This is a genomic window from Vagococcus lutrae, assembly GCF_003987555.1.
Taxonomy (GTDB): Bacteria; Bacillota; Bacilli; order Lactobacillales; family Vagococcaceae; genus Vagococcus_A; species Vagococcus_A lutrae.
This window is the reverse complement of sequence record NZ_NGJW01000009.1, coordinates 1-20183: the sequence shown is the minus strand read 5'-3', so window position 1 is coordinate 20183 and position 20183 is coordinate 1. Positions and strand designations below refer to the sequence as shown.

Here is a 20183-nt window from a genome sequence, read left to right as displayed (position 1 = left end):
TTATCACGATTACTTGTTTCTCATTAAATTAAAGAGAATATTTTAGCAGATTAATAAACACAATAGTTGGACATCTTTTTTTAATGAATGTTATGATTAGCTTAGTACAAAAAGTAAGGAGTGATAACATGACAGATTATACATTGCCTACTGTATGGGAATGGGAAGATGCCAATACTAACATAGGTGGAAACCGTCCAACTGCGGGCAGTCGGTTTAAACAAAAGCTACCCGTAGGAGATGCACCATTTCAAGTTTATTCGTTGGGCACACCAAATGGAGTAAAAGTGACGATTATGTTAGAAGAATTGAAAGAAATAGGCAAGACAGACGTAGCCTATGATTTATATCAGATTCATATTGGTGAAGGAGACCAGTTTGGATCGGATTTTGTATCAATTAGTCCTAACTCAAAAATACCTGCGATGGTGGATCAATCACAAACACCATCAGTTAATATATTTGAATCGGGTTCTATATTATTATATCTGGCAGAAAAATTTGATGCTTTTTTACCAAAAGAAATCCACGAGAAGACAGAGGTGCTTAACTGGTTGTTTTGGCAAGTTGGGTCAGGTCCTTTTGTAGGAGGAGGATTTGGGCATTTCTTCCGTTATGCTCCTGAAAAGTTGCAGTATCCAATAGACCGCTATACGATGGAAACGAAAAGACAGTTAGATTTATTGAATAAAATATTAGCCGAACGTGAGTATATTGCCGGAGATGAGTATACGATTGCTGACATTGCGAATTGGTCTTGGTATGGTCAGTTAGTCTTAGGGGATTTATATGATGGTGCGGCTGAATTTTTAGATGTTGAAAGTTACCCGCATGTATTAAAATGGGCTCATAAAATTGCAGAGCGCCCAGCCGTAAAACGTGGAATGACAGTAGAATATCAATCGATTAAATAAAGATGAGTATTAAAAACCGCCACATCATTCGTGATATGGCGGTTTTCGTATTATTAAGTTCATATAGTGTTTGTAAAAATTTTTAAGATTGTAGGTAGATAGTATATGATTCATGATGCTTATAACAAAACATTTCGTTATAAGACATAATAATAATCGCTAAGTGGTTACGTTTCGTGAGAGATGACGTATGATATTAGTTCTTACCAAAATATTCTTGATATATTTTTTCAGCTTCGTCTTTTAAGATATTTTTCGTTACAGCAGGAACATGTGGACTTCTTTCAAAAACTTCATCACTGCCAATCATAATATTAAAGCCGGCGATTTCTGCAAGTTCGTCATGAGACAAACTGTAAACAACGCGTCCAACATTTGCCCAAACAATCGCGCCTGCACACATGCAACAGGGCTCGCAACTGGTGTAAAGGGTGTAGTCAGATAAATCTGTAACACCAGATGAGTGACAATAATCACGAATAATACCTAGTTCAGCGTGATAGGTTGGGTCGCTTTCAGTATGAATATGATTTTTTCCCGTAGCAACGATGTGTTGATTTTTGACTAATAGTGCACCAAACGGCTCATTACCCTCCTTAGCAGCAGCTTTAGCTAATTCTAAAGCGTCTTTCATAAATCGTAAATCTGATTGATGTGAATTTTTAAGCATGAATTATCCCTCCGTTAGTTTATTTATCTTATTGTAACCTATTTTAGAGTAGTTTTATAAGTAAACGGATGTTGTGATTTTTATTACAATATCTCATTATAATTTAATGATTAAAATGTTAATCATATATTATAATGGAAGTATTGAATTTCATAAAATGAATATTTGATAATTAATCTTTTATAAATGGAGGGATTTATATGAAAAGGTGTACAGCACTGTTTCTAAGTAGCCTGTTAATTTTGTCGCCTGTGACAGGGATAGCAACAGAATTGGAGTCTGAAACATTGATATCTGATACGGCTATTAGTAATGGAGGGTTGCAAGAAGAAACGGATGATGTGCAAAATACAGCATCATCGTTAGATACTCAAAATTTAATAGGTACGGATAGCTCTGAAGAAGTAGAAACAGAGACAATTGATAGTGAAGAAGAGAGTAAGAATGCTCAATCAATTGATTTTTCTTCGTTATCAGATGATGAATTAGCAGAGTATTTGAATGATCCAGAGAAGTATCAAGAGTTGTTAGATTATATTAAAGATACAACTGACTACAGTGATATGTTACCAATGGCACGTTCAGCCAGAGCGAACCAAAAGATGGGTGTCGCAGAATATATGGGAATATCTAGAGATCAATTAATGAAGCGACTAACAATGCACGAGTATGATAATTATTATCTTGGAACACCTTTTAAAGGATTATGGACACCTATCGAAATGTGTATGAGTCCTCTGGGCAATCCTAACAAATACGGTCCTGGATTTAACTGTACAGGCTTTGTTGCGACTGTTTTTAAAGAAGCAGGCGCTAATATGAATAGAATTACAAATGTTGCGAATGCATGGGGAAGTATTGCGAATGCTTACAATTGGCGCGATGCCTTAGTTAGAAATACTGAGTATTATTCTTTTGATTCCGTTTCTCAATTATTAAATAGCGGGAAAGCGGAGAAAGGCGATGTGATTTATTTTGAACCAGATTATACAAAGCCGGGATATGATTGTCATATAGGTTTTTTCTGGGGAAACACACCGAATCATAATCGCATGTGGCATTCATATGATCGAAATATTATGAGTAATATCAAATCTGCTACGCCATATACGAAAATATTTTTATTTAAATTAGGAGAAAAAGCAGACCCTAATGACCGTGGTCCATACATTCCACTAGGTGAGTATGTTCGAATAAAATCTGGAAATTATAGTGTTTTTAGTGATTTTGAGTGGCATATTAAAAATAGTTCAAATATCTTGTTAAATAAAACATATTATGCGAAAGGAAAATATAACCATAAAAATGGTCATACTTACTATTCGTTATATGATTCAAAAGATAAATGGATGGGATATATTGATAAAAAAGCAGTAAATCATACAGCTGTTTACGGTGAATATTTATCATTTAATCAGTATGTAACCATTAGTTCTTCGGATTATAACACGTGGACAAATTTTGACTGGAAGTTTCGCCAATCAACGAAAGAGTTAAAAGATCAAACATTTATGGCGCGTGGTGAATATCGTCACTTCAATGGTAGTACTTACTACTCTTTATATGATATCGATGGTAAATGGCAAGGATATTTAAACAAAAATGCGACACGTCCAGGTCCATCTCAGGGAAGTTATATTCCGTATGGAAAACACGTCCGTATCCAGTCGCCAAACTATGATGTGTTTCAAAACTTTGGTTGGAAAGTAGCAAGAAGTAGCAAATCACTCCATAATAAAACCTATTTAGCAAAAGGTAAATACCATCATCAAAATGGTAGTGTTTACTACTCTATTTACGATAATAAAAATACTTGGTTAGGATATCTGAATAAAAATGCAACTAAGGAGGTTCCTGCACAAGGAGAATATCTTTCATTTAATAAAAATGTAGTAATTAGTTCGTCTAATTATAATACTTGGACGGGCTTTAATTGGAAATTCCGTCAATCGACAAAAGACTTAAAAGGTCAGACGTTCACTGCGCGAGGACAATACCATCATTTTAATGGTAGTACCTATTACTCTTTGTATGATACTTCTGGAAAATGGTGCGGCTACATAAACAAAAAAGCGACACGTTTAGCTTCAGCTCAAGGTAGTTACATTCCGTATGGTAAATATGTTCGTATCCAGTCTCCAAACTATGAGGTGTTTCAAAACTTTAGTTGGAAAGTAGCGAGAAGTAGCAAATCAATCCATAATAAAACATACTTAGCGAAAGGGAAGTACCACCATCAAAATGGAAGTGTTTATTATTCTCTATATGATGATAAGAATAACTGGTTAGGCTATATTAATAAAAATGCGACGAAAGAAGTTCCGCATTATGGTGAATATATTTCGCTATATCAACGCGTAAAGATAGATTCGCCGAACTACAATACTTGGTCTAATTTTGATTGGAAGTTCCGTCAATCAACGAAAAAGTTAAAAGGTCAGACATTTATGGCACGTGGTGTATACTATCACTTTAATGGTAGTACCTATTATTCTTTATATGATGAAAAAGGACAATGGTATGGTTACCTTAACAAAAATGCTACGGTGCCGATGAAATAATGAAAAATAATCTTATGGCTAGTAGGTCATAAGATTATTTTTATTTTTAATAAAGAAAGCCTTTACAGATAATTTTTATTATGATATATTAACATCATCATAAGGATTGTGACTGGCAAGCAGGCAAAACCTGAATTGATAAGAATAATATGAGTACGGCTGTCGTAATGGACGGGTGCTTTATATTGTTTTTCTCAATTTGGGTTTTTTTGTTTGTCTAAAATCCAAAAGGAGGAGCCAAAATGGCAAAGCAAACAAATAAAGAACTAGCTTTAAAAGTGTTAGATCTCGTCGGAGGCGAGAAAAATGTTCAGAGCGTTGTTCATTGTGCCACTCGTTTACGTTTTAAGTTAAAAGATGAGTCGCTCGCACAAACAGAGGTCTTAAATAATATGGACGGTGTTATTCAAGTTGTTCAAAGTGGTGGGCAATATCAGGTTGTAATAGGCAGCCATGTACGCGACGTTTATCAAGAGTTGGTTGGAGCGACAGGTCTTGGAGAAGGAACTGACGCGGAAGATAGCACTAGCGATAAAAATGTTTTTAATAAATTTGTAGATATTATTTCTAGTGTATTTACACCGTTCTTAGGTGCGCTCGCAGGGATTGGGGTATTAAAAGGATTTCTGACGTTAGCAACTGTTACGAATTTGATTTCAGTAGAATCAGGGACGTATCAAATCTTTTTAGCTGCTTCTGACGGGTTTATGCAATTTCTACCGATGGCTCTGGCATTTACAGCAGCGAAGAAATTTAAAGCCGATCCTTTTATTGCCTTAGCGATAGCATCTGCATTGGTGTATCCTGAAATTACAGCGAACGCGACAACTGGTTTATTAAACTTCTTTGGTTTACCAGTCATTATGGGACCTACCGGATACATGCAAACGGTTATTCCGATTATTTTATTTGTATGGGTTCAATCTTACTTAGAGAGATTTGTTAAAAAAATCTCACCTGATTTTTTACAGTTAATACTAGTACCGTTATTGACTATTTTAATTATGGTGCCCTTAACGTTTGTAGTCATTGGGCCAATTGGAACAATTTTTGGTAATGTTCTTGGAAAAGGATATGATGCAATCTTCGGCTTTAGCCCTATTGTTGCTGGTTTAGTGATGGGTGGATTATGGCAAGTGTTTGTTATGTTTGGTATGCATTGGGGCTTTATTCCTATTGCGTTGAACAACTTGACTATTAATAATTTTGATACAATGACCCCTATGCTTCTTGGTGCCGTTTTGGCGCAAGCCGGAGCCTCTTTAGCTGTTGCTTTACGAACAAAAAGTGAAAAACGTAAAACATTGGCAGCAACAGGTGCTTTAACAGCTATCTTTGGTATTACGGAACCAACTGTTTACGGTGTTACTTTACCACTTAAAAAACCTTTTATTGCAGCGTGTATCGGTGGTGCTGTAGGTGGTGGGATTATTGGTGGCGCTGGTGTGAAGCTATTTGCTGGCGGTTTAATCAGTGTTTTAAGTATTCCTGGATTTATTAGTACAATTGAAGGAGTAGAATCTAACGTTACGATGGGGATTGTTGGGGTAGTTGTTTCATTTGTTTTAGCCTTTGTTTTAACATTGGTACTTGGTTTCGATACAGAGGGCGAAGCAGGCACAACAGTTGAAGCCTCATCAAACGATTCAGATGAAGACCGTTTAATCAGTGCCCCATTAACAGGTAAAATTGTGGCGTTAAAAGATGTTCCAGATGAAGTATTTGCTTCTGAAGCATTAGGAAAAGGTTTAGCCATTGAACCAACTATCGGCGAACTACACTCACCAGTGAAAGGAACCGTCACCACTGTATTTCCAACAGGTCATGCTGTCGGTGTGACATCAGACAGTGGTATTGAAGTTTTGATGCATATTGGAATGGATACAGTCGCTTTAAATGGGGAAGGATTTTCTATTAAAGTAAAAGAAGGCGAAGCTGTCGATAAAGGAACATTATTAGTAACCATGGACTTAGATTTTATCCGTAAACAAGGCTATCCAACGATTACGCCAGTAGTGATTACGAACTCAGGCGACTATTTAGATATTCTAGATTTGGGGCAGACTGACGTCGTGATAGGAGAAGATGTTTTAACGGTCGTTAAATAATGATAAAAGTAAAGGAATCATGACGTGACGTGTTATAATCTTCTTAAAGGCAGATCAGAAAGGGATTATGATCATGTATGTAATCAATAAAATCTTAAATAATAACGTGGTAATATCGGTAGATGAACAAAAGCGCGAGATTATTGTCATGGGAAGAGGCATAGCGTTTGGGAAAAAATCCGGCGATAATGTTGAAAAGCAAGCGATTGATAAAGTGTTTGTTTTATCAAACGAAGATAATGTCTCAGAAATTGCCTCTTTCCTTCATCAAGTCGATGAACATATTCTGGATATTTCAAAGGAACTATTGATGGAAGCGGAGCGTCAGTTTGACTTTGCTTATACAGACAAAACGTATTTGACTTTAATAGATCATTTAAACTACGCAGTGTTAAGAAAGCAAAAAGGTATCACTATTCCGAATCCACTGCTACTAGATATTAAAAAGTTTTATCCAAAAGAGTTTGCCTTAGCACTACAAGGATTAGAGTGGATTGAACAGCGGATGTCTGTTCACTTTAATGAAGATGAAGCTGGGTTTATTGCGTTGCATCTGGTGACGAATAATCTTAATACAGACAATGTCCAGACGACCATACGCGCGACAGAACTTGTAAGAGATATTTTGACGATTATACGCCGGTTTTTTGGTTTAGATTTTGATGAACAGTCGCTTAGTTATACGAGAATGGTGACACATATTCAGTATTTCGTTCAGCGGATACTAGCTGACAAAACTTATCAGGAAGAAGATGTATTTTTATATGAGTTAGTGCAAGCGAAGTATCCGCGAGCGTATCAATGTAGTTCACGTGTTAAAGATTACTTACAACAAAAGGAAGGCATTGTAGTAGAAAACGCTGAGATGATATATTTAGTTATTCATATTAATCGAGTTGTGGATGAAACGATGAAAGAACAATCAGAAAGGAGCCAATAAAATGGCATTTAGAAAAGACTTTTTATGGGGTGGCGCTACAGCTGCGAATCAATGTGAGGGAGGATACGATCAAGGAGGACGTGGTTTAGCGAACGTTGATTTAGCTCCGACAGGTCCCGACCGTTTTCCAGTGATTGCTGGAGAGATGAAGATGTTTGAATTTGATGATGAGCATTTTTATCCAGCGAAAGAAGCAATTGATATGTATCATCGTTATAAAGAAGACATTGCTCTTTTTGGAGAGATGGGCTTTAAAACCTATCGCTTGTCGATTGCTTGGAGTCGGATTTTCCCTAAGGGGGATGAAACAGAGCCAAATGAAGAAGGGCTTCAATTCTATGAAGATTTATTTAAAGAATGTCATAAATATGGCATTGAGCCTTTAGTAACGATTACGCACTTTGATTGTCCCATGCATTTAGTTGAAAAATATGGAGCATGGCGCAGTCGTGAGTTAGTTGGTTTTTATGAAAATCTTTGTCATGTTATTTTTAATCGTTATAAAGGTCTGGTTAAATACTGGCTCACATTTAATGAAATTAATATGATTTTACATGCACCATTTATGGGAGCAGGTCTTTACTTTGAAGAAGGCGAAAATAAAGAGCAAGTAAAATATCAAGCGGCGCATCATGAGCTAGTAGCTAGTGCGATTGCAACGAAGATTGCTCATGAGGTAGACCCTGAAAACCAAGTTGGTTGTATGTTAGCAGCAGGAGCGAATTATAGCTATACATGTAAGCCGGAAGATGTATGGGCTTCACGAAAAGCAGACCGTGAAAACTATTTCTTTATTGATGTCCAGTCACGTGGTGAGTACCCAGCCTATGCGTTGAAAGAAATGGAACGTCAAGGTATCGAGATAAAAATGGAAGAAGGAGACTTAGAATTACTGAAAGAGCATACGGTTGACTTTATTTCCTTCTCTTATTATTCCTCTCGTGTCCAATCGACAGACCCTAAAGTGAATGAACAAACGGAAGGAAATATCTTTGCTTCTATTAAAAATCCTTATCTAGAAGCAAGTGAGTGGGGTTGGCAAATTGACCCACTTGGTTTAAGAATTACGATGAATGATATTTATGATCGTTATCAAAAACCATTATTTATCGTAGAAAATGGCTTAGGTGCGATTGACGAACCCGATGAAAATGGTTACGTAGAAGATGATTATCGTATCGATTATTTAGCAGCTCACATTCAAGCGATGAAAGATGCGGTTGAATTAGACGGTGTGGATTTAATGGGTTATACGACTTGGGGCTGTATTGATTTAGTCAGTGCGGGAACAGGTGAGATGAAAAAACGTTACGGATTCATCTATGTAGACCGAGATAACGAAGGTAATGGTACCCTAGCTCGTAGTAAGAAAAAATCATTTGATTGGTATAAGAAAGTTATTGCCACAAATGGAGAAGATTTATCAAATCGTTAGATTTAGCAAAAGACGTGAGAGAGCATACTCACGTCTTTTTTGTATGATAGATAAACAATTCTCCGTTTTGTATGTGTTATAATAAAGAAAAAGAGGGGGGACGTCTGTTGAAACCAATACATCTATTAGTCACGCTTGATGAAGGGTATGTGTACCCTTTAAAAGTCATGTTGCTATCGTTATTTGAGAATAATCCAGACGAAGAAATTAAAGTATGGCTTGTTCACGCTGGAATTTCAGTATCTTCTTTAACTAGTATTTCACGTTTAGTTAATCGGTTAGGTGGCACATTCGAACCATGCTTGATTGACGATACGTTTTTTGACTCCGCTCCAGTTGTGGAACGTTACCCTAAAGAAATGTATTTTCGCCTATTAGCTGGGCAAATTTTACCAGAAGAATTGGAGCGCGTTTTGTACATTGATCCAGATACCTTGATTATTAACCCGTTAACAAATTTATGGGAGATGGATTTGCAAGGGTATATGTTTGGCGCCGCTGTTCATAAAGGAATTACGAATTTAACAACAGGGATTAACAATATCCGATTGGGTACTAAACATGGTTATTATAATTCGGGTATTATGTTGATTGATTTGCAACAAGCTCGGCAAAAGATACATCTAGCAGATATTGAATACGTTATTCAAGAATCAGGACACTACTTAATGCTCCCTGATCAAGATATTTTAAATTTCTTATACGGGGAAGATATTTTAGAAATACCTGAAGAGAAGTGGAACTATGATACGCGTAAATTTAAAACGTACTATGCACGGAGTTTGACGAAAATTGATTTACACTGGGTTATGGAGAATACGCATATTTTACATTTTTGTGGACGTCCAAAGCCTTGGGAAAAAGAAAGTGACGGTCGCTTTGTAGCGTTATATCATCATTATGAACAACGTTTACATCGCTACAACAAAAAGATGGATAGAGGGGAAAATAATGGCTGATTTAACTTTAGGAGAAATCGTCATTCGTTTAATACTAAGTACCGCATTTGGCGGTGTCGTGGGATTTGAGCGGCAGTATAAAAACCGACCAGCTGGGATGCGAACGCACATTTTAGTGTGTATTGGTGCGACTATTATTGCGCTCATACAAAGTGAGATAGCGGTTAATGCCCTAAATTTAGCGATTGAATATCCAAAACTAACCGGTGTTTTACGAGCTGACGAGGCACGTTTAATTGCGCAAGTCGTGAGTGGTATTGGTTTTTTAGGTGCCGGCACGATTATTGTGACGAAACAAAGTGTTATGGGCTTAACGACGGCTGCTTCCTTGTGGGCATGCGCTGGTTTAGGAATTGCGACCGGTATGGGATATTATCAAATTGCTGTGGCGGGGTTTGCCGCGATTATGTTTTCTTTAACCCTTGTAAAACGGATTGTTAAAGTGCCGAAATTGAAAAAATTAGAGGTACAATACGTGCATCGTGTTGAAACGAAAGAATTTCTAAATGCGTATTTTGAAAAACATGCAATTGAAATAGAAGATGTCGTGTTTGATGTATATACCGTGCGAGATAAAAAAATCTATAAGAATGTGTTTACTATTGATTTACCACGTGAGCTGACTTATGCGGATGTGATCGAAGAGTTATCGATGCATCCTAATATGATGAAAGTAAGAATGGTCGCCTTAGCAGAGTAGAAAATCCCTTATTCATTTTTGGATAAGGGATTTTATTTAGATGATGGCTTAAAAATAATTCTTGCGAGAATAAAAAGCTTGCTCTATACTAATACAAGACATTAAATAATCGAATGACAGAGAGCATTCATTTAAAGGAGAAAATTAAATATGAAAACAACACATTCGCTACATGCACCAAAAATGACACGTCATCAGCGGTTGACACTTTTATCGTCCGCTTTTGGTATGGGGTTAGAAAATATGGATATTATGTTTATTGCATATTCGCTGACATCCATCATCCATGATCTTGGTTTAACAGGTGCGCAAGCAGGTCTGATATCGTCTGTGACGAATATTGGCATGCTAGTAGGCGGTGTTTTTTTTGGCCGTTTAGCTGATAAATATGGGCGTGTGAAGATTTTTACCTATACGATTTTTATTTTCGCTTTTGCCACGGCAGCCATGTTTTTTGCCACAAATATTTATTGGATTTATCTTTTTCGTTTTCTAGCTGGGATAGGTGCTGGTGGAGAATACGGGATTGGGATTGCGTTAGTGGCAGAGGCCTTTCCAGCACAAAAGGTTGGGAAAATGTCGTCTATCATTGGTGTTTCAGGACAAATTGGAGCAATTGTCGCAGCTATTTTAGCAGCTGTTCTAGTTCCGCTTTTCGGATGGCGTGAGCTGTTTCTATTTGGTTTAATTCCGGTAATACTCGCTTTTATCGTTCGTGAGAATCTAGAAGAAAGTGAAACTTGGAAGAATAATCAAGAGATTGGTCGTCAAGAGAGTGGTCTAAGTGAGCTTTTTGGAACAAAACAATTAACAAGACGGACGCTATCATTGATGCTTATGGCGATTGTTCAAATTGCTGGTTATTTTGGTTTAATGAATTGGCTACCATCGATTATGCAAACAGAAATGGGGTTTAGCGTGGCAGGTTCGTCTTACTGGATGATTGCGACTATTATAGGTATGAGTTTAGGCATGCTGGTTTTTGGAAAGTTCTTTGACCAGTATGGTCCGCGATTTTCTTTTGGTGTCTTTTTATTAGCATCTGCCGTATCTGTTTTCGTTTTTCCGTTGGCAACATCGCCGTTCATGTTATTAATTTTAGGGGCAGTCGTAGGATTTTTTTCAAACGGGATGTTCGGTGGATATGGAGCGATTGTCAGTTTGCTGTACCCGACGCATGTAAGGTCTTTAGCAAATAATCTAGTAATTAATGTTGGTCGAGCTATTGGAGGGTTTTCATCGGTTGCGATTGGTTTTTTACTTGATCGTTATTCTCTAAGTGTTGTGATGACATGTCTTTCTATGATGTATTTAGTAAGTTTTGTCATTATGATATCTTTAACCGATTTAAAAAAACAAAATTTTAAACATCATCAATAAAGTAAGCCAAAGGGTTAGACAATTAAGTTGTCACAGTAGGTTTGTTTAATGATAAAGTATCGTTAAAGATAGGAGCACCATGCTCATTCTTAACGGTACTTTTTTATATCCCTGAAATCGTTTGAAAATGTTAAATATCAACTAATTGTGATAGGATAGGAGTAGGAAAGTCGGGAACGTAGAAGAGGCTGGGAGGAGTTGAAAGATGAAACGAGTCGAGCGAGTATTTCTTTTTGTTAGTGAGAAAACGAAAGAACTATCGTCAGAAGATATTAAAAAGGGTGCGGGTATTACGACTCGCGAAGTCGCGGAAGCGTTAGATATTCAACGCTCAAATGCAAGTAAAGATTTAAATGAACTTGTAAAGGATGGCTTGTTACTAAAGACAGACGGACGTCCTGTTCGTTATTTAATACGAAGTGAGCAAACGGAACGACCAACACCTTTTTCTAAAAGAGCTGTCAAGCCAACGTCTTCTCTATCTGAGCATGATATTTTTGAAAGGATGATTGGTGCCAACGGTAGCATGCGTGTGCCGATTGAACAGGCTAAGGCGGCGATTATGTATCCACCAAAAGGTTTGAACTGTTTGATTACAGGTGCTACGGGTTCTGGTAAAACGCATTTTGCGCATATTATGTTTGAGTTTGCAAAAGCTCAAGGGTTGATTAAAGGTCATCAAGAGCTCGTAGTCTTTAATTGTGCCGATTACGCTCATAATTCTGAGCTTCTAATGAGTCACTTGTTCGGTTATGTGGCAGGGGCTTTTACTGGCGCAACAGCAGATAAAGAAGGATTGATTGCTAAAGCAGATGGTGGCATGCTCTTTCTAGATGAGGTCCATCGTTTGCCACCAGAAGGACAAGAGATGATTTTTTATTTTATGGACCACGGTAAGTATAGCCGTTTGGGTGAAACGACCAAAGAAAGTCGTGCGGACGTGCGTATTATCAGTGCCACGACAGAAGATACGACGTCGTATTTATTGCAAACATTTGTGAGACGGATTCCGATTCATATTCAACTACCAAGCTTTGAACAGCGTCAAACAAAAGAAAAAATTGACTTGGTAAAACTAATGGTTGGTATGGAGTCAGAACGTATTCAACACAGTATTTCCTTAACAGAGGATGTAGTAAAAGCGTTAATCGGAAGTGTAACGTATGGTAACATTGGTCAATTAAAATCGAATATTCAGTTGACCTGTGCGCGTAGTTTTTTGAATCACATGGATAAGGAAGAAATCGTGATTACAGTCGATGATTTAACTGAGGAAGTGAAGAGTGGTTTAACTCATTTAGCCAACGACCGTCAAACATCAGCCGAGCTCTCTCAATATTTAGATCCAGTTATGGCAATTTCCTCAGATGAAACATTACTACCACACGTAGCAGATGCATATGAATTACCTTATAATTTATATGAAATTATTAATGAAAAAGCGGCTTTGTTAAGAGATGATGGTGTCGATCAAGAGTCGATTAATCAGTTTATCATGACGGATATTCATGCCCATTTGAATTCATTTTATAAAAACTATCGTCTGACATTTGATATTGAAAATCAATTGGCAGAAATTGTCGATCCAGCTGTCATTGAGGTGACCAAAGAGATTTATGAAGTGGCGCGTTTACGTTTAGGTGACCAATTTCAAGTCAATTTTATCTATGCGATGAGTTTACATATCAGCTCCTTTTTAAAACGTCACAATAGTGATTATGCTTTGACAACGGATGATCAAAAGCATGATAGTATTCGTAAAATGGTCAAAGAATATCCAGCTGAATATGATGTCGCTTTGGAAATTAAACGTCTCCTATATGATGCTTTTCAAGTGGAAATACCGGTTGCGGAAGTAGAGTATTTGACCGTTTTATTAGTCTCTTTAAAGAAAGCTAGTCAAGTAGGACGAATAGGTATGGTAGTAGCTGCACATGGAAATAGTACGGCCACTAGTATGGTACAGGTAGTCAAACAACTTTTTGGAAGCGATAATATTTTGGCTGTAGATATGCCGCTTGAGATGAAACCGCGTGTTGCGTTAGAGGAAATGATTACAGCAGTAGAACGGGTAGATCAAGGTCGCGGCGTCATGACTTTAGTAGATATGGGATCGCTTGCGACATTTAGTGAAGAAATTACACGTCGAACGGGTATCGAAGTGCGTACGGTTGATATGGTAACCACAGCTTTAGTGCTAGAAGTAGCGCGTAAGACTGAATTATTAGATACGGATTTAGAAGAGTTGTATCAAAGTACAAAAAAGTTCCGTGGTTATGGCAGTGTTCCTGAACCGACTCATTATCAAGCGTCGAGCACACCGGCACAATCTAAGCGTGCTATTTTAGCTATTTGTGCTTCTGGTAAGGGGACGGCGGAACGAATGAAAGAGCTGATAGAAACATACGTAGCTGAGGTAGGAGAAAAAAATCTAGAAGTGTTACCTATTTCTGTTGTGGATATGAAGAATGTCACGCGAAAAATTCAACAGGATTATCATGTTATAGCAGCGACAGGGATTGTTGATCCGGATATAGGGGTGACCTATATTCCAATGGAAGCTCTTTTTTCTGGTGAAGGTAAAAAAATTATTCAAGAAGAGTTAATGGATGCTGAGATGTCCTCATTTGAACCAGTAGTCGTAGATGATGAGCAAGCGTTACAACTATGTTACGACTATTTTGAATCGACTTTCTTGTTCATCAATGCCAATCGGGTAATTCCGTTGCTTTGGGATTATACACAAAATGTTGAGCAGCGGTTTATACCCGTTCATAGTCAAGCATTCAGAATTAATTTCATGATGCATTTAGGTGGAATGATTGAGAGATTGCTGCATCACGACGCTCTGACTGTAGATGAGTCACAACGTGAGTCTTTTTCGGATTCGTTATTCTTAGAGATGAGAAGAGAGACACAAGTGTTAGAAGAAACACTAGGTATGACTGTACCAGATGAAGAATTGTACTATCTCGTTCAAATTGTTGATAATACACTGACTAGGGAAGGTTCTTAGTGTATCTTTTTAGTGGTACACAATTAAATAACAATACACATACTGAAAAGAGCTTGATTTATCGAGCTCTTTTTATGTATACACTAACTTGGCACGATAATTGCTTATATAATAAGTAGCGACAATAGTGAAGTAAAGGAGTAGGAACTATGATGGATATTCGTTTAGTCCGAATTGACGACCGTTTAATTCATGGACAAGTGGCAACTGTCTGGGCAAAGCGGCTAGACATTCAACGTATTTTAGTGGTAAGTGATGCCGTCACCAAAGACCACTTACGTAAAACGTTACTACAACAAGCAGCACCGCCAGGGGTCAAAGTTAATGTGATTACTGTAGCGAAGATGATAGAAGTCTACTCACATGAATTGTTTGACGGCTTACGCGTGATTGTGCTGTTTACGAATCCTTTAGAAGTGGCAGCTGTTGTCGAAGCAGGAGTGCCTTTGTCATCAGTTAATATTGGTGCAATGGGGTATGCTGCGGGGAAAAAAATGATTTCTAATACGATTGCGGTTGATCAACAAGATATTGAAGCGTTTCGTTACTTACATACGCGTGGTATTGAATTAGAAATCAGAAAAGTGATAACGGATAATAAACAACTACTGTGGGATGTTTTAAAAAAGGCAAAGATACAGTAATTGTTAAAAGTTATTTGAAAGGAAGTGAAAAGGAAAGAGACAAAGAAAAGATGAGACCAAATTAACATCAGACAGTCTCGTTAGAAGGGTGTTGTTTGATGGGGGTATTTGGAAATGATGACAAAACAATAGGAGGTATGGATATGGTAGGAATTATCTTAGCAAGCCATGGAGAGTTTGCTGAAGGTATTTTGCAATCCGGTGCAATGATTTTCGGAGAGCAAGAAAACGTCAAAGCGATTACGTTAATGCCAAGTGAAGGTCCAGATGATGTAAAAGCAAAAATGCAAGAAGCAATTGCTTCATTTGATAACCAAAAAGAAGTCTTGTTTTTAGTGGACTTATGGGGAGGCACACCGTTTAATCAGGCCAATACATTATATGAAGAGCACAAAGATACATGGGCGATTGTCGCAGGGTTAAACTTACCTATGGTGATTGAAGCATATGCTTCTCGCTTATCAATGGATTCTGCACAAGAAATTGCTGCTCACATTATTAATACAGCAAAAGAAGGGGTTAAAGTAAGACCCGAAGCGTTAGAGCCGGAAGAAGAAGTGGCTAAAGAAGTGGTGCCTGTTACACCTCAAGGAGCTATTCCAGAGGGAACAGTTATTGGAGATGGAAAAATTAAATTTGTTCTAGCTCGTATCGATAGTCGTTTATTACATGGACAAGTGGCAACCGCTTGGACGAAAACAACACAACCGAATCGAATTATTGTCGTTTCAGATGCGGTATCGAAAGACGAACTACGTAAGAAATTAATTGAACAAGCAGCGCCTCCAGGGGTTAAAGCAAACGTTATTCCAATTAGAAAATTAATTGAAATCTCAAAAGATCCACGTTTCGGTGGAACAAAAGCCTTATTATTATTTGAAAACCCACAAGATGTTCTTGAAGCAATCGAAGGTGGCGTAGAAATACCTGAAGTAAACATCGGGTCAATGGCACACTCTGTTGGGAAAGTCGTAGTAAGCAAAGTGTTATCAATGGGACCAGAAGATGTCGAAGCTTTTGAAACAATGAAAGCAAAAGGCGTTCAATTTGATGTCCGTAAAGTACCGAATGATTCACAAGCTAACATGGCAGAAATTATGAAAAAAGCTAAAAATGACTTAGCACGCGCTAAGTCATAAAATAAATTAAAATAGGAGGCGTACTATGTCTATTATATCAATGATTTTAGTTGTACTCATTGCGTTTCTAGCTGGTATGGAAGGGATTTTGGATGAATTCCAATTTCACCAACCGCTAGTCGCATGTACATTAATTGGATTAGTCACAGGAAACTTAGAAGCAGGAATTATTTTAGGTGGTTCATTACAAATGATCGCACTTGGATGGGCAAACATCGGTGCGGCAGTCGCTCCGGATGCGGCTTTAGCATCTGTAGCATCAGCAATTATTCTAGCATTAGGTGGTCAAGGTGTTAAAGGTGTTTCATCAGCGATTGCGATTGCAATTCCTTTAGCCGTAGCCGGTTTATTCTTAACAATGGTAGTTCGTACTGTAGCGGTACCTATCGTCCATATGATGGATACAGCAGCAGAAAAAGGTGACATTCGTAAAATTGAAATGTTACATATTTTAGCAGTTTGTTTACAAGGGATTCGTATTGCAATTCCAGCAGCCGCTCTTTTATTTATTCCAGCGCAAACAGTTCAAAACTTTTTAGAATCAATGCCAGCGTGGTTAACAGACGGAATGGCAATTGGTGGTGGAATGGTCGTAGCAGTTGGATATGCGCTTGTTATTAACATGATGGCGACTAAAGAAGTATGGCCATTCTTCATCATTGGTTTCGTTGTGGCAGCTGTTTCTGAATTAACGTTAATCGCTTTAGGAGCTTTAGGTGTGGCTTTAGCTTTAATCTATTTAAACCTATCTAAAATGGGTGGCTCTTCAAACGGCGGCGGTGGACACACTGGTGATCCGTTAGGCGATATCTTGAATGACTACTAATCTAATCGAAGGAGGAAACAGAACATGGCAGAAAAAATAGAATTAACAAAAAAAGACCGTCTAGCTGTAGCATGGCGCTCAACATTTATCCAAGGTTCATGGAACTACGAGCGTATGCAAAATGGTGGTTGGGCGTTCTCAATGATTCCAGCAATTAAAAAATTATATAAAACACAAGAAGATCGTTCAGCAGCATTAAAACGTCACTTGGAGTTCTTTAATACGCACCCATACATTGCTTCACCTATTTTAGGGGTGACACTAGCGCTTGAGGAAGAGCGTGCTAATGGTGCGCCTGTTGATGATGTAGCAATTCAAGGGGTAAAAGTAGGGATGATGGGACCCTTAGCCGGAGTAGGTGACCCAGTCTTCTGGTTTACTGTTCGTCCTATGTTAGGAGCATTAGGTGCTTCATTAGCGATGGCAGGTAATATTTTAGGGCCAATCATTTTCTTCGTGGCATGGAACCTAATTCGTTGGGGCTTCATGTGGTATACACAAGAGTTTGGCTACAAAGCTGGTTCAAAAATTACTGAAGACTTATCAGGTGGCTTGTTACAAGACATTACTAAAGGGGCATCTATTTTAGGGATGTTCGTGCTCGCCGCACTCGTTCAGCGTTGGGTTTCTATTCGCTTCTTACCGATTGTCTCTGAAGTAAGACTCGACGATGGTGCTTACATTGAATGGAACAACTTACCAGCGGGTGGAGAAGGGCTACAAAAAGCTTTCGAACAAGTCAACCAAGGTTTAGCGTTGTCACCAATTAAAGTAACGACTTTACAAGATAACTTGGATCAATTAATTCCAGGTCTTGCGCCATTACTTTTAACATTCTTATGTATGTGGCTATTGAAGAAAAAAGTTAGCCCTATTGTTATTATTCTAGGCCTATTCGTTGTCGGTGTTGTTGGACACGTTATTGGGTTACTATAATCGATTGAACTCGGGCTTAGTCCCGAGTTTTTTTATCTTAACTATGTTAGAATATAAGCAAATGCAAGTGTAAAGGATGTGATAGGGTGGTACAATCATTAAATACAAAAGTTGATTTAGTCATCGATGCAACAGCTTTTACAGGGTTGACTGATTACGGGAAAATTATGATTGGTGATAAAGGATTTGAATTTTATAACGATCGTGATACTCGCAAATATATACAAATCCCTTGGGAAGAGGTAGAGTATGTGATTGCGTCTGTCATGTTTAAAGGGAAGTGGATTCCTCGTTATGCGATTGAGACGAAAAAAAATGGTACCTATACGTTTTCTTCGAAAGAACCTAAGCGTGTATTACGAGCGGTTCGCGAATATGTTGACCCAGAAAAAATGGTTCAGTCTTTAAGCTTTATGGAAGTAGTCATGCGAGGCTTAAAATCCATCGGGAAAAAGAAAAAATAAAAGAGTATGAGCTACGGTCTTCTGATTGACATAAGAAGAACCGCGTCTCGTACTCTTTTTATTTTGGTGCATGTTCGACTGTGGCACGCCACATTGGAAAAAGACATAGTGGACCTAAGATAAAACCTGGCAGTAAGTATAAAAACGTTGGGACCATCATGGAAGCCACGATGAGAAGACAAATAAGCGTGAGTAAGATGAGCCAAATAGTAACACGCCAAGGTTCATGTTTAGTCGTTACTAAAATAGCGGGTAATTTTGGTCGAAACTTATCTCTTAGTATAAGGCTAATGCCAAATAAAATTGAAACAGGTAGGCTAACCATTAAGCCAATAGGAAGTAAAGAAAGACCAGATTGAAATAATTCGCGTATTAAAAAAGAAAGCGAAGTGACCTCTTCGGGATGAGAGATAAAGCCAACCATAGCGGCTAGGCTCCCACTAAAAAATGTTCCTAATAAAATAGCTAGAAAGCCATATAAAATAGCAGTAATAGTCAGATAAAAAGTGCGCATATTCACGACTCCTTCGTAAAAGGTAATTAACTAAATTGTAGCACGATAAAGGATGGATTGTCATTTAAGCTTTTTTAAAGATTGTATAAGTGATTTCATTGGTGGTAAAAAAGATATGTGGTATGATATTAAAAACATTGAAAGGGGACGTAACGTATGGGGTTAAATGAGTTTATCTTAGGTCTTAATAATTTAGAAACGATTACACGTGCGCCAGGATTTTTTAAATATACAGAACATACTGTAGCTGCACATTCCTATCGTGTTGCTTCTATTGCACAAGTGTTAGGCGATATCGAAGAGTTAGAAGGAGTCGCTGTTGATTGGAAAATGTTATATGAAAAAGCGTTAAATCATGATTATACCGAGCGTTTTATAGGAGATATAAAAACACCTGTTAAGTACGCTAGTCCTGAGCTTCGTGGAATGTTGCAACTAGTCGAAGAGAAAATGACAGATGAGTTTATCAATCAAGAAATCCCTGAAGCGTTCCAAGACATATATAGACGACGCCTATTTGAAGGGAAAGATGACACGATAGAAGGCGAGCTATTAGCGATTGCTGATAAAGTCGATTTATTGTATGAGTCATTTGAAGAAATCGTCAAAAACAATCCGGAACCTGTTTATCAAGAGATGTTTATGGAGTCTATTCAGACAATTCAACAATTTCGTCACCGTCCTTCTGTTTCTTATTTTTTTAAAGAGATATTCCCAGAGTTATTGGATAAAGATTTTTTTGGCAAAGAGCAATTTGTCAATCGTGTGAAACAATATGTGACGCTAAGTGAGGGTAATTAAAAAAAAGAAGATGCCGCAATTAGAATATGCGGATCTCCTTTTTTTATTCGGCTCTTTGTCAAATAGGACTGATGAGTCAAAATGAAGTCGAAAGATGAGTGGAACTCGTTCCATTCATCTTTTTTATTTTACTTCAATAAGGCGATTCATCATGAATATTCTTAATTTCATGTTCT

The 20183-nt window shown here is 37.7% G+C and carries 17 protein-coding genes; 15 read left to right on the top strand and 2 right to left on the bottom strand.

What is annotated here, in order from left to right:
• Window positions 1-128: 128 nt before the first annotated feature.
• Window positions 129-914: a glutathione-dependent disulfide-bond oxidoreductase gene (yghU, locus tag CBF33_RS07060; RefSeq protein WP_126762837.1), complete on the top strand. Its 786-nt coding sequence runs from the start codon at window positions 129-131 to the stop codon at window positions 912-914.
• A gap of 196 nt (window positions 915-1110) precedes the next feature.
• Here the strand turns inward: yghU and CBF33_RS07055 are convergent, their stop codons facing one another.
• The gene (locus CBF33_RS07055; protein WP_126762835.1) at window positions 1111-1584 is read right to left on the bottom strand and encodes a nucleoside deaminase; all 474 of its coding nucleotides are present in this window, start codon (window positions 1582-1584) and stop codon (window positions 1111-1113) included.
• 200 nt (window positions 1585-1784) lie between these two features.
• Between CBF33_RS07055 and CBF33_RS07050 the strand changes: the two genes are divergently transcribed.
• The 13 genes from CBF33_RS07050 to CBF33_RS06990 all read left to right on the top strand — a co-directional run bounded on the left by CBF33_RS07050 (window position 1785) and on the right by CBF33_RS06990 (window position 18692).
• A complete protein-coding gene (locus tag CBF33_RS07050; protein WP_126762832.1) occupies window positions 1785-4145 on the top strand; it encodes a hypothetical protein in 2361 nt (786 codons plus the stop codon).
• Window positions 4146-4387: 242 nt separating this feature from the next.
• The gene (locus tag CBF33_RS07045; protein ID WP_126762830.1) at window positions 4388-6253 is read left to right on the top strand and encodes a beta-glucoside-specific PTS transporter subunit IIABC; all 1866 of its coding nucleotides are present in this window, start codon (window positions 4388-4390) and stop codon (window positions 6251-6253) included.
• A gap of 73 nt (window positions 6254-6326) precedes the next feature.
• On the top strand, window positions 6327-7193 hold the full coding sequence (gene licT / locus CBF33_RS07040) for a BglG family transcription antiterminator LicT (protein ID WP_170167766.1): 867 nt from the start codon (window positions 6327-6329) through the stop codon (window positions 7191-7193).
• A gap of 1 nt (window position 7194) precedes the next feature.
• The gene (locus CBF33_RS07035; protein ID WP_126762826.1) at window positions 7195-8628 is read left to right on the top strand and encodes a 6-phospho-beta-glucosidase; all 1434 of its coding nucleotides are present in this window, start codon (window positions 7195-7197) and stop codon (window positions 8626-8628) included.
• 107 nt (window positions 8629-8735) lie between these two features.
• Window positions 8736-9587: a glycosyltransferase family 8 protein gene (locus CBF33_RS07030; RefSeq protein WP_342352199.1), complete on the top strand. Its 852-nt coding sequence runs from the start codon at window positions 8736-8738 to the stop codon at window positions 9585-9587.
• A complete protein-coding gene (locus CBF33_RS07025) occupies window positions 9580-10287 on the top strand; it encodes an MgtC/SapB family protein (RefSeq protein WP_023606361.1) in 708 nt (235 codons plus the stop codon). Before CBF33_RS07030 ends, CBF33_RS07025 begins: the two co-directional genes overlap by 8 nt.
• 150 nt (window positions 10288-10437) lie before the next feature.
• Window positions 10438-11667: an MFS transporter gene (locus CBF33_RS07020; RefSeq protein ID WP_244919696.1), complete on the top strand. Its 1230-nt coding sequence runs from the start codon at window positions 10438-10440 to the stop codon at window positions 11665-11667.
• A 205-nt stretch (window positions 11668-11872) separates the two neighbouring features.
• Window positions 11873-14683: a sigma-54-dependent transcriptional regulator gene (locus CBF33_RS07015; RefSeq protein ID WP_126762824.1), complete on the top strand. Its 2811-nt coding sequence runs from the start codon at window positions 11873-11875 to the stop codon at window positions 14681-14683.
• A 152-nt stretch (window positions 14684-14835) separates the two neighbouring features.
• Window positions 14836-15327, top strand: a complete 492-nt coding sequence (locus CBF33_RS07010; RefSeq protein ID WP_202585114.1) for a mannose/fructose/sorbose PTS transporter subunit IIB — start codon at window positions 14836-14838, stop codon at window positions 15325-15327.
• Window positions 15328-15470: 143 nt separating this feature from the next.
• Window positions 15471-16466 (top strand): mannose/fructose/sorbose PTS transporter subunit IIA, encoded by a 996-nt coding sequence (locus CBF33_RS07005; protein ID WP_126762820.1) that lies wholly within the window; start codon window positions 15471-15473, stop codon window positions 16464-16466.
• 25 nt (window positions 16467-16491) lie between these two features.
• A complete protein-coding gene (locus CBF33_RS07000) occupies window positions 16492-17292 on the top strand; it encodes a PTS mannose/fructose/sorbose transporter subunit IIC (RefSeq protein WP_126762818.1) in 801 nt (266 codons plus the stop codon).
• A 24-nt stretch (window positions 17293-17316) separates the two neighbouring features.
• The gene (locus tag CBF33_RS06995) at window positions 17317-18228 is read left to right on the top strand and encodes a PTS system mannose/fructose/sorbose family transporter subunit IID (RefSeq protein WP_023606355.1); all 912 of its coding nucleotides are present in this window, start codon (window positions 17317-17319) and stop codon (window positions 18226-18228) included.
• A gap of 86 nt (window positions 18229-18314) precedes the next feature.
• The gene (locus CBF33_RS06990; protein ID WP_023606354.1) at window positions 18315-18692 is read left to right on the top strand and encodes a DUF956 family protein; all 378 of its coding nucleotides are present in this window, start codon (window positions 18315-18317) and stop codon (window positions 18690-18692) included.
• Between the two features lie 58 nt (window positions 18693-18750).
• Here CBF33_RS06990 and CBF33_RS06985 read toward each other — a convergent pair whose 3' ends face one another.
• Window positions 18751-19206, bottom strand: coding sequence for a hypothetical protein (locus tag CBF33_RS06985; RefSeq protein WP_126762816.1), 456 nt, complete (start codon window positions 19204-19206; stop codon window positions 18751-18753).
• A gap of 156 nt (window positions 19207-19362) precedes the next feature.
• Here CBF33_RS06985 and CBF33_RS06980 point away from each other — a divergent pair, with 156 nt between their 5' ends.
• Entirely contained in the window at window positions 19363-20007 is a 645-nt protein-coding gene (locus tag CBF33_RS06980; protein WP_126762814.1) for a YfbR-like 5'-deoxynucleotidase, read from the top strand.
• Window positions 20008-20183: the final 176 nt, after the last annotated feature.